Annotated in this window: 17 protein-coding genes; 8 read left to right on the forward strand and 9 right to left on the reverse strand. The window is 66.0% G+C overall.

The window, feature by feature from the left end:
- The first annotated feature begins 95 nt into the window (after nt 1-95).
- The 6 genes from purU to WAN02_RS10980 all read left to right on the forward strand — a co-directional run bounded on the left by purU (nt 96) and on the right by WAN02_RS10980 (nt 4,729).
- A complete protein-coding gene (purU, locus tag WAN02_RS10955) occupies nt 96-1,007 on the forward strand; it encodes a formyltetrahydrofolate deformylase (protein ID WP_422264186.1) in 912 nt (303 codons plus the stop codon).
- A gap of 104 nt (nt 1,008-1,111) precedes the next feature.
- Nucleotides 1,112-1,720 carry a DUF4178 domain-containing protein gene (locus tag WAN02_RS10960; RefSeq protein ID WP_422264187.1) on the forward strand — a complete coding sequence of 203 codons (609 nt, stop codon included), beginning with the start codon at nt 1,112-1,114 and terminating at the stop codon, nt 1,718-1,720.
- An 11-nt stretch (nt 1,721-1,731) separates the two neighbouring features.
- Nucleotides 1,732-2,226, forward strand: coding sequence for a DUF2617 family protein (locus WAN02_RS10965; protein WP_422264188.1), 495 nt, complete (start codon nt 1,732-1,734; stop codon nt 2,224-2,226).
- The gene (locus tag WAN02_RS10970; RefSeq protein ID WP_422264189.1) at nt 2,223-2,654 is read left to right on the forward strand and encodes a DUF4247 domain-containing protein; all 432 of its coding nucleotides are present in this window, start codon (nt 2,223-2,225) and stop codon (nt 2,652-2,654) included. Before WAN02_RS10965 ends, WAN02_RS10970 begins: the two co-directional genes overlap by 4 nt.
- Nucleotides 2,655-2,699: 45 nt before the next feature.
- Nucleotides 2,700-3,155 carry a DUF350 domain-containing protein gene (locus tag WAN02_RS10975; RefSeq protein WP_422264190.1) on the forward strand — a complete coding sequence of 152 codons (456 nt, stop codon included), beginning with the start codon at nt 2,700-2,702 and terminating at the stop codon, nt 3,153-3,155.
- Entirely contained in the window at nt 3,152-4,729 is a 1,578-nt protein-coding gene (locus WAN02_RS10980) for a polyamine aminopropyltransferase (RefSeq protein WP_422264191.1), read from the forward strand. The genes WAN02_RS10975 and WAN02_RS10980 overlap by 4 nt, the downstream gene beginning before the upstream one ends.
- Before the next feature lie 15 nt (nt 4,730-4,744).
- On the opposite strand, the gene WAN02_RS10985 is transcribed toward WAN02_RS10980, so the two are convergent.
- Complete coding sequence (locus WAN02_RS10985; protein ID WP_422264192.1) at nt 4,745-5,647, reverse strand: hypothetical protein; 903 nt, start codon at nt 5,645-5,647, stop codon at nt 4,745-4,747.
- 129 nt (nt 5,648-5,776) lie between these two features.
- Nucleotides 5,777-6,532: a YebC/PmpR family DNA-binding transcriptional regulator gene (locus WAN02_RS10990; protein ID WP_422264193.1), complete on the reverse strand. Its 756-nt coding sequence runs from the start codon at nt 6,530-6,532 to the stop codon at nt 5,777-5,779.
- A 269-nt stretch (nt 6,533-6,801) separates the two neighbouring features.
- Between WAN02_RS10990 and WAN02_RS10995 the strand changes: the two genes are divergently transcribed.
- A complete protein-coding gene (locus WAN02_RS10995; protein ID WP_422264195.1) occupies nt 6,802-8,004 on the forward strand; it encodes an FAD-dependent monooxygenase in 1,203 nt (400 codons plus the stop codon).
- Here WAN02_RS10995 and WAN02_RS11000 read toward each other — a convergent pair.
- On the reverse strand, nt 7,970-8,620 hold the full coding sequence (locus tag WAN02_RS11000) for a class I SAM-dependent methyltransferase (RefSeq protein ID WP_422264196.1): 651 nt from the start codon (nt 8,618-8,620) through the stop codon (nt 7,970-7,972). The two genes, WAN02_RS10995 and WAN02_RS11000, sit on opposite strands and share 35 nt — an antisense overlap.
- A gap of 114 nt (nt 8,621-8,734) precedes the next feature.
- On the opposite strand from WAN02_RS11000, the gene WAN02_RS11005 reads away from it, so the two are divergent.
- Complete coding sequence (locus tag WAN02_RS11005) at nt 8,735-9,550, forward strand: oxygenase MpaB family protein (protein WP_422264202.1); 816 nt, start codon at nt 8,735-8,737, stop codon at nt 9,548-9,550.
- Here WAN02_RS11005 and pdxT read toward each other — a convergent pair.
- The 6 genes from pdxT to WAN02_RS11035 all read right to left on the reverse strand — a co-directional run.
- A complete protein-coding gene (gene pdxT, locus WAN02_RS11010) occupies nt 9,534-10,130 on the reverse strand; it encodes a pyridoxal 5'-phosphate synthase glutaminase subunit PdxT (RefSeq protein ID WP_422264197.1) in 597 nt (198 codons plus the stop codon). The genes WAN02_RS11005 and pdxT overlap by 17 nt on opposite strands.
- Nucleotides 10,127-10,972 (reverse strand): acyl-CoA thioesterase II, encoded by an 846-nt coding sequence (tesB, locus tag WAN02_RS11015; RefSeq protein ID WP_422264198.1) that lies wholly within the window; start codon nt 10,970-10,972, stop codon nt 10,127-10,129. The genes pdxT and tesB overlap by 4 nt, the downstream gene beginning before the upstream one ends.
- A gap of 8 nt (nt 10,973-10,980) precedes the next feature.
- Entirely contained in the window at nt 10,981-11,889 is a 909-nt protein-coding gene (gene pdxS / locus WAN02_RS11020; RefSeq protein WP_422264199.1) for a pyridoxal 5'-phosphate synthase lyase subunit PdxS, read from the reverse strand.
- Nucleotides 11,890-11,985: 96 nt separating this feature from the next.
- A complete protein-coding gene (locus WAN02_RS11025; RefSeq protein WP_422264200.1) occupies nt 11,986-12,555 on the reverse strand; it encodes a TetR/AcrR family transcriptional regulator in 570 nt (189 codons plus the stop codon).
- Nucleotides 12,552-12,998 (reverse strand): nitroreductase family deazaflavin-dependent oxidoreductase, encoded by a 447-nt coding sequence (locus tag WAN02_RS11030; protein WP_422264201.1) that lies wholly within the window; start codon nt 12,996-12,998, stop codon nt 12,552-12,554. Before WAN02_RS11030 ends, WAN02_RS11025 begins: the two co-directional genes overlap by 4 nt.
- Before the next feature lie 12 nt (nt 12,999-13,010).
- Nucleotides 13,011-13,187: SDR family oxidoreductase (locus tag WAN02_RS11035; RefSeq protein WP_422264203.1), on the reverse strand; the 177-nt coding region annotated here is incomplete at its 5' end.

Raw genomic sequence — 13,187 nt, forward strand, 5'->3', positions numbered from 1 at the left:
AGCCCGGGCAGCCCGGAGAGCCGGGCCAACCCGGCTGAGAATCGGCAGCGTCAGGCCCGTGCCGGGCTCTGGACGCGCGACGGATCGTGAGGAAGATGACCAGCCCAGTCGACAGTGGAAAGTTTGCCCGCGCGGATCGTGGCGCGTTGCCCGTCAAGGACATCGGTCGACTGTTGCTGCGCTGCGCCGACCGGTCCGGACTGGTGGCGGCGGTCACCACGTTCCTGGCTTCCGCGGGCGCCAACATCGTCTCGCTGGACCAACACTCAACCGAGCAGCACGACGGAATGTTCATGCAACGCACGGTCTTTCACCTGTCGGGACTGGCAGCCGTGCGGGACGATCTGGCCCGCGACTTCGCCGAGCAGGTGGCCGACAAGTTCGGGATGGACTTCCGGCTCACCGAGGCGGCAAAGCCCAAACGGGTCGCGATCATGGCGTCGAAGGAAGACCACTGCCTGTTAGATCTGCTGTGGCGCAATCGCCGTGGCGATCTCGATATGTCGGTGCCGATGGTGATCGCCAACCATCCGGACCTGGCCGACCAAGTACGCGCATTCGGCACGCCGTTCATCTATATCCCGGCCACCAAAGAACTCCGCGAGGATGCAGAACGACGCCAGCTCGACTTGTTGCGCGGCAACGTCGACCTGGTGGTGTTGGCCCGCTATATGCAGATTCTCACGCAGAATTTCCTCGACGAACTCGGCTGCCCAGTGATCAACATCCACCACTCCTTCCTGCCGGCGTTCATCGGTGCCGCGCCGTATCGACGGGCCAAGGAGCGAGGTGTCAAGCTCGTCGGCGCGACTGCTCACTACGTGACCGAAGATCTCGACGAAGGGCCGATCATCGAGCAGGACGTCGTCCGGGTGGACCATCGTCACACCGTCGGGGACCTGGTGCGATTGGGCGCCGATGTCGAACGCGCCACCCTGTCCCGTGCCGTGCGGTGGCACTGCGAGGACCGCGTCATCCAATACGGCAACCAGACGGTCGTCTTCTGACGTTTCCCGCAGCTGATATTGCGCCCCAGGCTGGCAAAAGCTGTTACCTTTTAGCGCACCATTGATCAACCATGGCGCTGTCGGCGCGTACGGAAGGGTGTGCGGTGGGTACAGCGCTACTCGTGCTCGCCGCGGTGCTCTTCATCGCGGCGATCGTCGTTTTCGTGGTGGCGGTACGCCGTCCCAAGAAGCCGAGCGCCGGCCGTCAGGATCCCCTCGCTTTCACCAATGCGGCACCGCAATTCGGGCCCCGACAGCTCGGCCCCGGCGCGATCGTCAGCCACGGCGGCATCGACTATGTGGTGCGCGGCTCGGTCACTTATCGCGAGGGCCCGTTCGTCTGGTGGGAACACCTGCTCGAGGGCGGAGACCAGCCGATCTGGTTCAGCGTCGAGGACGACGACGGGCGGCTCAAGCTCGCCATGTGGACGGCCCGCAAAGACCTGCAGTTGCAGCCGGGCGGCCCGCACGTCGTCGAAGGTGTGACCTACAACGAGTCGGAGCGCGGGCACGCCGGCTACACCACCGAGGGCGCCACCGGTCTACCGGCCGGCGGCGACATGGATTTCGTCGACTATGCCAGCGCCGACGAGACGGCGTTGCTCTCCTTCGAGCGCTGGGCGCCCGACATGCCGTGGGAGGTGTCGACCGGCAAGTCCGTGCTGACCGGCGAGCTCACCGTGTATCCGGCCCCGCCGCCGGCATCCGAGTAGGGCCTCCCTCAGTGCCCCTTCATCACCTGTCGGTAATCCCTGTCGACGTCCGCGGTTCCGAGCTCGGGCTGGCCCTCAACACCCCTGCCCCACTCCCCCTGGCCACCTGCCGCCTCGACCACCCCGACGGTGGCACGCTCGTGCTGGGCGTCTTGGGCGCCTCGCACGTCGTCACCGTCGAGCGTCCCGATACCGTTTTCTCCGAACAGGTTTCGTGTGATCTCGACGGCCAGCTCCCTGATCAGACGCAGGCACCGGGTTATCGTCTGGAGTCGCGAATCGACCTTCACGACGAGTCCGCGTTCCGTCAGCTGGCCGATCGACTGCGCGAACAATGCGCAACCGGCACCGGTTGGCTCGGAGGCACATTCCCGGGTGACGATGCCGCGCTGACGGCGCTCGCCGCTGAGCCCGATGGCACCGGATGGCGTTGGCAGACCTGGCACCTCTATCCCGCCCCACCCGGCGGCACCGTCGTCTACACCACCAGCCGGTGGCGCCCATGAGCCGCAACCATCTGTTTCTGCTGGCCATTGGATTGGCTGTCGCATCGGTGGCCAGTCTTGTCGGCGGAATATCGATGCAGCACAAAGACATCCGCTCATATATCGCATCGCACTACCAGGAGTACTCGCGGGACGCGGGCGGCACCCGGTATGTGTGCACGGGATCGCCCACCCAGGTGGCCAATACGCTCACCGGCTACCAGAGCCCCGCCGCGCGCGCCGACAACTCCGGCACCCAGTATCTGCGTTACGACGACGCCATCGTGTCCGTCGGCGCCGACGGCACGCACCCGTGCAGCATCCGCGTCGAAGACCTGGCCGCCGGCTACAGCCACGGCGCGTTCATCTTCCTCGGCCCCGGGTTCTACCCCGGCTCTCCGTCGGGTGGCTCGGGTGGCAGCACCGGTGGCCCAGGCGGAACCAAATGACCCCTAACCGAACGCAATACACCTACGAGTGAAAAGGAGACAGTCATGTACCTAGCCGTCGAGTTGGGAACCATCGACCTCAATCCGGTCTTCAAAGGCGCACTCGCCACCATTTTGTACTTCCTGGTCGGCACAGCCGTCCTGGTCATCGGCTTCATCGTGGTCGACATCCTGACCCCCGGGAAGCTGCGACAACTGGTCTTCATCGACCGCCGCCCCAACGCCGTCATGCTTGCCTGCGCGAACTACATCGCGCTGGCCGCCGTCATCATCAGCGCGATCACGAACAGCTACAGCCAACTCGGCCAGGGGCTGGTGGGCGTGGCGGTGTACGGGCTGATGGGCGTTGTCTTGCAAGGAATCGCAATTCTATCGATGCACTTCGTGATTCCGGGTGATTTCCATGAACACATCGACGAGCCCGAGCTGCATCCGGCGGCGTTCGCCACGGCCGTGATGCTGCTGGCCGTAGGAGGAGTGACCGCTGCCGCGCTGTCATGACATCGACTGAGCAGCAGCCCGATTCGCCCGCCCAGGAGCCGATCGCAACCACGCGCGGGCGGGCTGTGCTGCTCGCTTCGGTCGCCGCGTGTGCGGCGTGCGGCATCATCTACGAACTCGCACTGCTGACCCTGTCGACCAGCCTGAACGGCGGCGGGATCGTCGCCACCTCGCTGATCGTCGCCGGCTACATCGCCGCACTTGGGGCCGGCGCCCTGCTGATCAAGCCGTTACTGCATTGGGCTGCAATTGCTTTCGTCGCTGTCGAAGCACTATTGGCCATCGTCGGCGGATTATCGGCCGCCGCACTGTATGTGATGTTCTCTTTCGTCGGTGGATCGCTGCTGATGCTGGCGCTGGGCACCGCGCTGATCGGTGCGCTGGTCGGCGCCGAGGTGCCGCTGTTGATGACCTTGTTACAACAGAGGCGATCCGCCTCAAAAGATATAGCCACCGACACCGGACGGACGCTGGCCAACCTCAACGCCGCCGACTACCTCGGCGCACTGATCGGTGGCCTGGTATGGCCATTCGTACTGCTACCCCACCTCGGCATGATCCGTGGTGCCGCGGCGACCGGCATCATCAACCTGCTCGCTGCGGCCGTCGTATCGATTTTCCTGCTGCGCGCGGTGGTGAGCACGCGGCAGCTGATCACGGCGCTCGGCGCGTTGGGCCTGGCGCTGGTGCTGCTTGCCACCTTGCTGGTGCGCGCCCACGACATCGAAACGACCAGCCGCCAACGGCTTTACGCCGACCCGATCATCGCCTGGCGGCAATCCGCATATCAGGAGATCGTGGTCACCCGCCGCGGCAACGACATGCGGCTGTATCTGGACGGCGGTCTGCAGTTCTCCACCCGCGACGAGTACCGCTACACCGAGAGCCTGGTCTATCCCGCGCTGGGTGCCGGCGCACGCTCGGTGCTCATACTGGGTGGCGGCGACGGACTGGCGGCACGTGAACTGCTGCGCACTCCGGGCGTCGACAAGATCGTGCAAGTCGAGCTCGACCCCGCAGTCATCGAATTAGCCCGCAGCACAATGCGTTACGCAAACGGTGGGTCGCTGGACAACCCGCGGGTGCATGTCGTGACCGGCGATGCGATGAAGTGGTTGCGCGATACGAAGTCATCATCGTTCGACGCGATCATCGTGGACCTCCCCGATCCCGATACTCCGGTGCTGGGCAGGCTGTATTCGACGGAGTTCTATGCGCTGGTGTCGCGCGCGCTGGCTCCAGGCGGGCTGATGGTGGTGCAGTCCGGCAGCCCGTACTCGACCCCGACTGCGTTCTGGCGCACGATTTCCACCATCACCGCAGCCGGTTACGCGGTCACGCCATACCACGTCTATGTGCCGACGTTCGGCGACTGGGGCTTTGCACTGGCGCGACGGGGCGACAGGGCGCCGCAACCAGTTCTGCCGCACGACGCGCCGTCGCTGCGCTTTCTCAACCCGTCGGTACTCGACGCCGCGACGGTGTTCGCTCCGGACGTGCAACCTCGTCCGCTGGAGCCGTCAACGCTGGAACACCCGCGCGTCGTCGAGGACATGCGCCACGGGTACGACTAGTCCTCGTCGCTCCCTCTACGCCGAGATCGACGGCAGCGCGAGAAAGTGCGAGAGGGCAGCACGCTGGCGTCGATCTGGGCGCCACCCGCGGCGGATCAAGGCGTGGTGTGCCCGCCTGACGATGTCCCCGGGTCGATGTTCCGACACCACCCGGATGACGATCCAACCCTGGTTGTCAGCGATACCGAGCTTGTCGATGTCCTTGACGAACCGCCGACGGTCGCTGCGGTGATAGTCGCCGTCGTATTCGGCGGCGACCTTGTACTCCTCCCAGCCCAGATCGAACACAGCGACCAACTGCCGGCCGCGAAGCAGGGGTAGCTGTGAGGTGGGTTTCGGCAAGCCGCCGTCAAGCAGCAACAGTCGCAGCCACGTTTCCTTCGGCGACATTGCGCCTCCGTCAACCAAACCCAACGCTGCCCGCAACTTTCGCAAACCACGCGCTCCTTTGTGGCGCTGGGCAAGCGCTTTCACGTCGTCAATGGAAAATGACGTCGCCCGCATCAGCGCATCCAGTCGCGCCACCGCCGCCCCCCGCAGTAGGTGACGACCGAGGTCGAACGCGGTCCGGGCCACCGTCGTAACTGGCAAGCACGACACCCGAGTCACCTCGTCAGCATCGAGTGTCTCGTTGCGCACGAGCAGACCACGCTGCGCGCGGGCATTCTCCCCGATGAGCTCGATCGGCGTGTCCGCGTCGGCCCACGGTGCGCCGTGCAGTGCAGCAGCAGCCACACCGGCGACAACCGCCCGCTGGCGAGACCAGAGCCAGGCACCGACGGTGTGATCCTTCAGCGACGGCTGATAGTGCTTGGGCACGTATATGTCACGGAAGATAGGGCGATACCATCGGCGCAATTGATGCTCCGTCAGCATCCCGTCGCGTAGCGCCTCACTGCCGCGGAAGACCTCTCCCATGAACGAAATGGTGCGCGTCGCCGCGGATAACGCGCCGACGCCCGTCCACACCCTCGCCGAGATCGACGGCAGCGCGAGAAAATACGAGAGGCTGTCTCGCTGATGTCAATCTCGGCGCAACCGGCGGAACTAGTCCTCGTCGAGCGCAGCCAGTACCTCATCGGACAGGTCGACATTGGTCCAGACGTTCTGCACGTCGTCGCTGTCCTCCAGCGCGTCAACCAGTTTGAACACTTTGCGGGCGCCGTCGATGTCGACGGGCACGCTCACCGACGGCTGGAAGCCGGCCTCCGCGGATTCGTAGTCGATGCCGGCATCCTGCAGGGCCGTGCGCACCGCGACGAGATCGGTGGGCTCGGAGACTACTTCGAAACTCTCACCCAGGTCGCTGACGTCCTCAGCCCCGGCCTCCAGGACAGCGGCCAGGACGTCGTCCTCGCTCAGACCGTTCTTCTCCAGCGTCACCACACCTTTGCGGCTGAACAGGTAGGACACCGAGCCGGGGTCGGCCATGTTGCCGCCGTTGCGGGTCATCGCGACCCGCACCTCGCCGGCCGCGCGGTTGCGATTGTCGGTCAGACATTCGATCAGCACCGCCACGCCGTTGGGCCCGTAACCCTCGTACATGATCGTCTGGTACTCGGCGCCGCCGGCTTCCTCGCCGGCCCCACGCTTGCGGGCCCGTTCGATGTTGTCGTTGGGCACCGACGTCTTCTTGGCCTTCTGGATGGCGTCGTAGAGCGTCGGGTTGCCCGCGGGGTCACCGCCACCGGTGCGCGCGGCGACCTCGATGTTCTTGATCAGCCGCGCGAATTCCTTGCCACGGCGCGCGTCTTTGACGGCCTTTTGATGCTTGGTGGTGGCCCACTTGGAATGGCCGCTCATCAGCTACTACCTCTTCTGTCGCCCTAATTCGCCTGCCGAGTCTACGTGGGCGTTCCGATCACGACGTCTCCGCGGCGGATTGCGCGGCGCCTTGACCGGCTGACCCCCAGGCGTCACAGAAGTCGGGGGCATGCCGTTCTGCCCGCCTCGTAGCGAAACACCCAGACCGCATCACGGAATTCGCTCGGAGGCGGGCACAAACGTACCCGGCGCTCCCGGTGGCGCGAGTGACGGGTTTTGGCCGCCTGCAATGGTGGCATACACCGCCGATGAGCCGTCCCCACGCGCTGGTCTCCGGCGCCGGCATTGCCGGACCCGCACTCGCCCACCAGCTCGCCGCGCGCGGTTGGCAGACCACCGTCGTCGAGCGGTTCGCGCAACGCCGCGACGAGGGCCACAACATCGATGTGCGCGGCGCCGCCCGCGAGGTAGTCCGCCGGATGGGCATTGACGAGGACATCCGCGCGGCCAACACCACCGAGGTGGGCATGCGGTTTATCAGCGCCGACGGATCGCCGGCCGCGTCGTTTCCAATGACCGGCTCCAACGCAAACGGTGCGACTGCTGAACTGGAGATCCTGCGTGGCGAACTGTCGCGAATTCTGATCGAACACACCCGTGACACCACCGAGTATCGCTTCGACACCCAGATTTCCACGCTCACCGATCACAGCGACCGCGTCACCGCGGCGCTCGACGACGACACAACGGTCGACGCCGACGTGGTGGTCATCGCCGAGGGCCTGCGGTCACGCACCCGCGATCTCGTGATTCCGGTAGCGATCAACGATTTGGGAATGTACATCGCCTACCTGACCATTCCTCGCCAGGAGTCTGACGACCGCTGGTGGAACTGGCAGCAGATTCCCGGATCCCGCGCGATACATCTGCGACCGGACAACCTGGGCAGCACGCGAGCCATGCTGAGTTTCCTGTCGGGTGTACGAGGTCTGGAAGACCTGGACCGACTTGACCAAATCGCTATCCTACGAAGGACATTCGCCGACGCCGGCAGCTCCGCCGAGCGCATTCTGACGCAGCTGGACCACGCACCGATGTATTTCGATGCCATCGGGCAAGTTCGCGCGCCGCGCTGGAGCAAGGGTCGGGTCGCGCTGCTGGGTGACGCCGCATTCTGCCCGTCGCCGGTCGGCGGCGGTGGCAGCAGCCTGGCACTGATCGGGGCGTACGTGCTGGCCGGGGAGCTGTCTCGCGCCGACGATCCCCGCTCCGCGCTGACCAGATACGAGCAGTTCATGCGTCCGCATGTCACTTCCGCCCAACAAGTCCGGCCCGTGGTGCTCCGGCGGGCCAGCCCTCAGACCCGCGCGGGGATCCGGGCGCTGCACGCCGGTGCCCGGGTCATCGCAAGCCCCGCCGTCCGCAAGGGTTTGAGCGTACTCGGCAGTCGATTCGGCCGGAGTGCCGCCGAAAACGTCACGCTTCCGGACTTCCCGCCCCGTCCGGCTTGATCCATCGCCACTGCATCGACTCCCACGAACACGCGTCGGGCAGCGTCTCGCTGACCGCTCGCACCACACCGGGCCACCAGTCGGGGTGGTAGTCATCTCCGGACAACCAACCGCCGGGCATGACCTTGGGCGCCCACGCCCGGATATCGGCGGCGACGCTCTCGTACTCATGGCGCGCGTCGACGTGCACCCATGCCACCGAACTGTCGGCGAAGAAGTCGGCCGCTGCGACAGAGTCGCTGATCACCAGCTGGATAGTGTCGGCAAGGCCGCAGTCGACGATGTTGCGGTGCAACAGCCCCGCGAAGGTTCCGCCACCGTGGTCGACCGCGGAGCCGTGAGCGTCGTTGTCGCCGCGGCCTTCCGGCCCGCTGCCCCGCGCCGTGTCGACTCCGACGATCCTGACATCGAGCCCGGCATCCCGCACCACCTCGCCCAACGAGCAGATGCTGCGCCCCAGATAGCACCCCACCTCGACGAACCGACGCGCATCGGGGAAATGCGCCACGGCTTCCTCTTGGTGATGACGCCACTGAAACCAGCCAGGAATATCACGCCAGGTCTGGACAGGTCTGTCGAATTCGTTGAGTGACGCGACGCCCGGAGCCAATTTCATGATCAGCATTTACACCGCAGCGCCTCATTTCAAACGCCACGTACCGTAGGACCCGTGACGGCGCAAAGCCAACTAAGAGCGGTACGTGACGCGCTGGGCAGCAGCTTGTTCGAGATGATCGCCGGCCCTGAGGGCCCCTCACGACGTGAACGCATCCACCACACCCCCGGACCGCGTTGGTTCGCGCAGGATCGGCCGATCCGTCGGGTGCACGCCGACGCCTCGATGTTTGTCGGCGGCTTGCGGGCCTTGCTCTTGCAGTCGCTGCATCCGCTGGCCATGGCCGGTGTCGCCGAGCACTCCAACTATCGCGACGACCCGTGGGGTCGACTGCAGCGCACCAGCACCTTCTTGGCCGAGACGACGTTCGGTTCGGCGGGCGACGCCCAGCGCGCCGTCGATCGCGTCCGGGGAATTCATCGGCGGGTGCGCGGGATCGCGGCCGACGGGCGGCCATATACGGCCACCGATCCGCACTTGCTGGAATGGGTGCATATCGCCGAAGCCGACAGCTTTCTTCGGGCGCACCAGCTGTACGGCGCAACCCCGCTGGACCAGTCGGGCCGCGACGGATACGTGGCGGACATGGCCGAGATCGCGGCCAGGCTCGGGGTGATCGACCCGCCGCGCTCCGAACATGCACTGGCGCAACGACTCAACGCATTCCGGCCGGAGTTGCGCAGCACGCCGGCCGCGCGTGACGCGGCCCGTTTCCTGTTGTTGACCCCACCGCTGTCGCTGGCGGCGCGGGCACCCTATGGCGTGCTGGCCGCTACCGCGGTCTCGATGCTGCCGTTGTGGGCCCGCGTACCGCTGCTGCTGCCCTACTTCCCGCCCGTCGAACTCACCGTCGTGCGCAGCGTCGGCCGTGTTCTGGTCGGCGGCATCCGGTGGGCGCTGCCGGCCCCCGGTGTCACGCCGCCCCGTTGACGATGTCGACGAAGAGTTGGTGGATGCGGCGGTCGCCGGTCATCTCCGGGTGAAACGCCGTGGCAAGCACCGGGCCCTGCCGCACCGCGACAGCATGTCCGGCCGCCCGGGCCAGTACCTGCACACCCTTACCGACCCGCTCCACCCACGGCGCGCGGATGAACACGCCGCGCACCGGTTCGTCGAAGCCGCTGAACCTGACATCACTTTCGAACGAGTCGAACTGACGCCCAAAAGCGTTGCGCCGCACCGTGATATCGATGCTACCTAGCGGCACGGCCTCCCGCCCGGCCGTACCGGCATCAAGGATCTCGCTGGCCAGCAAGATCATGCCCGCGCAGGTTCCGTAGGCCGGCAACCCGTCGGCCAGCCGCTTACGCAGCGGCTCCAGCAGGTCGAGGTCGCGCAGCAGATGGGTCATCGTGGTGGACTCCCCACCGGGAATCACCAACCCGTCGACGGTATCCAACTCACCAGCGCGTCGTACCGACACCGCATCGGCACCGCACTCGCGCAGCGCTGCCAAGTGCTCACGAGTGTCGCCCTGCAGCGCCAGCACCCCGATGCGCACGGCGCTCACTGGCCAGACTGCCGCTGGTTGCTCCGAAAGCGAGTCAGACCCTCCTGCATGACGGCCGCGACCATCTCGCCGAACTGATTGAAGATCTTGCCCTGGCACAGCGACCGGCCGCCGCAGGCCGATGGCGAGGACTGGTCGTAGAGCAGCCACTCGTCGGCGCGGAACACCCGCATGAACCACATGGCGTGGTCCAGCGAGGCCACCTGCAAGTGGTCGCGCTCGTCGAGATGGGTGACCTGCGCCGAGCCCAGCAGGGTGAGATCGCTCATGTAGGCCAGCGCGCAGATGTGCAGCACCGGGTCGTCGGGCAGCGGATCGCGGTGCCGAAACCAGACCTGCTGCTGAGATGCCTTGCCCGGCAGCCGGTGAATCTGATCGCGGGGCACGATGCGGATGTCCCACTCCTGGAACTGTTTGAACCCGTCGTCGTCGAACACCTTCATCGACTTCAGCCCCGGCAGGTCGTCCGGTGGTGGCGCCGGGGGCATCACGTCCTGGTGGTGGAGGCCCTCCTGATCGGTCTGAAAGGACGCCGACATCGAGAAGATCGTCTGGCCGTGCTGGATCGCGTTGACCCGGCGAGTGCAGAACGAGCCTCCGTCGCGCAGCCGCTCGACGATGAAAATCGTTGGCGCCGAGGAATCTCCGGGCCGGATGAAGTATCCGTGCAATGAGTGCACCAGGAAATGCGGATCGACCGTGCGTACCGCGCACACCAGCGACTGGCCGGCCACCTGCCCGCCAAAGGTCCGCTGAAAGTTGCCCTGTTCGGGGCTGAACACGCTGCCCCGATAGATGTTGACCTCGAGTTGCTCGAGATCAAGGATCTTTTCGATCGACACGGACTTTTTTACCAGCCGCGCTGCGCCAGGCGATGCGGCTCCGGGACCTGTTCGACGTTGATGCCAACCATCGCCTCACCCAGACCGCGGGACACCTTGGCCAGCACATCGGGATCGTCGTAGAAGGTCGTGGCTTTCACGATCGCCGCGGCGCGCTGCGCCGGGTCCCCGGATTTGAAGATGCCAGAGCCGACGAACACGCCCTCGGCCCCGAGCTGCATCATCATCGCGGCGTCGGCCGGGGTGGCGATACCGCCCGCGGTGAACAAGGTGACCGGCAGCTTGCCGGCCCGCGCGACTTCGACGACGAGATCGTAGGGCGCGGCCAATTCCTTTGCCGCTACGTATAACTCGTCCTCGGACAGCGATCCCAGTCGGCGGATCTCTCCTCCGATGGCGCGCATGTGGGTGGTCGCGTTGGACACGTCACCGGTGCCGGCCTCGCCTTTGGAGCGGATCATCGCCGCGCCCTCGTTGATGCGCCGCAGCGCCTCACCCAGATTCGTCGCACCACAGACGAACGGCACGGTGAATTTCCACTTGTCGATGTGGTGGGTGTAATCGGCCGGTGTCAGCACCTCGGACTCGTCGACGTAGTCCACGCCGAGGCTCTGCAAAATCTGCGCTTCGACGAAGTGACCGATGCGGGCCTTGGCCATCACCGGGATGGTGACCGCGGAGATGATGCCCTCGATCATGTCGGGGTCGCTCATCCGCGACACCCCGCCCTGCGCGCGGATGTCGGCCGGTACGCGCTCCAGCGCCATCACCGCGACAGCCCCGGCGCCCTCGGCGATTCGAGCCTGCTCCGGCGTGACGACGTCCATGATCACGCCGCCCTTGAGCATCTCGGCCATGCCGCGCTTGACCCGCGCGGTTCCCGTCCGCCCGTTGCCGTTGTGCGCCGCGCTATCCACTGCTACCTCAATCGTTGGTGTCTCGTTGCCCCGATAACGCCACCAGTCTAGTGGTCGACCACCAGCCGATTTCGCTCCGGAGGCCGACCGGGAAAATCAGCGGGTGGCGGCGTCGAGAAGCACCGTTGCAGCGGCTTTCGCCGCGACGGCGGAGTCAGGATCGCGATCCATCTGGGCGGCCAGGCCGCCTCCGTCGAACAGGAACTGGAGTTGCCGCCCCAACGCCGCGGGTTCGGCTGCGCCGGCCTCGCGGGCCAGATCGGTCAGCAGGCGGCGGACGTCGACACGGTATTGCTCGGTGGCCTGCTGGATCAGGCCTCCGTCGGGCGCTTCGGCGCTTGCCGTGGTGAACGCGCAGCCGCGGAAACTCGGGTCCGCGAACAACTCGGCCTGAGCGTCGAACACCGCCAACAACCGCTGCCTCGGGTCGCTGTGCCGGTCGATGGCGCGCCGCAAGTGATCCATCGTCGCCTGGTGGCGGCCCTCGAGGTACGCCTGAACCAGGTTCTCCTTACTACCGAAGGTGTTGTACAGCGAGGCTTTGGCTACCCCGGCATGCTCGATCACCCGGTCGATCCCGACGCTCTGCACCCCATCGGCGTAGAAGAGCTCGTCGGCGGCGGCCAGCAGTCGTTCACGGGCGGACTGCTTCGTATCGGTCTTCATGCGCGCTCGTCCTCGACCCGCTCCAGCATCAGCACGGGAATCTCGCGGGGGCCGGCTTTGGCGCGGTACTCGGGGAAGTGCGGCCAGAACTGTTCGGCAACGGCCCACGCTTGGGTCTTCTCGTCGCCGAAGACCTCACGGGCCCGAAATCGGCCTTTGTCCGCCCCGTCCTGCAACCACAGGTCGGGATGTGCGGTCAGGTTGCGATACCACGCGGGGTCGGTGGCCGCGCCTGCATACGATGCCACCGCAATGTAGTTGTCGCCGTGGGGAATACGCATGATCGGGTTCTTTCGGATGGCGCCGGTGCGGGCGCCGGTGGTCGTCAAGATGACCACCGGCCGCCCCTCCAGCGCGCCGCCCTCGGCGCCGTTGCTCGCCTCGTAAGCAGCGACTTGCTCGCTGACCCGGTCACTCGCGCCGGGTACGTAGCCGTCAGTCATGGTCGGTTCCTTTCAGATCGCAGCGCGTCCGCCGTCGACGGGAATCACCGCACCGGTGATGTAACTCGCCTTGTCGGATGCCAGGAAAGCGATCACGTCTGCTATTTCCTTCGGCTGGGCCACCCGGTTGAGCAAGGTGGTGGCACCCAACGCGTTGAAAAACTCCTCGTCGGCGGCGTTGGTGTACAC

The organism is Mycobacterium sp. (genome assembly GCF_049281135.1).
Classification (GTDB): domain Bacteria; phylum Actinomycetota; class Actinomycetes; order Mycobacteriales; family Mycobacteriaceae; genus Mycobacterium.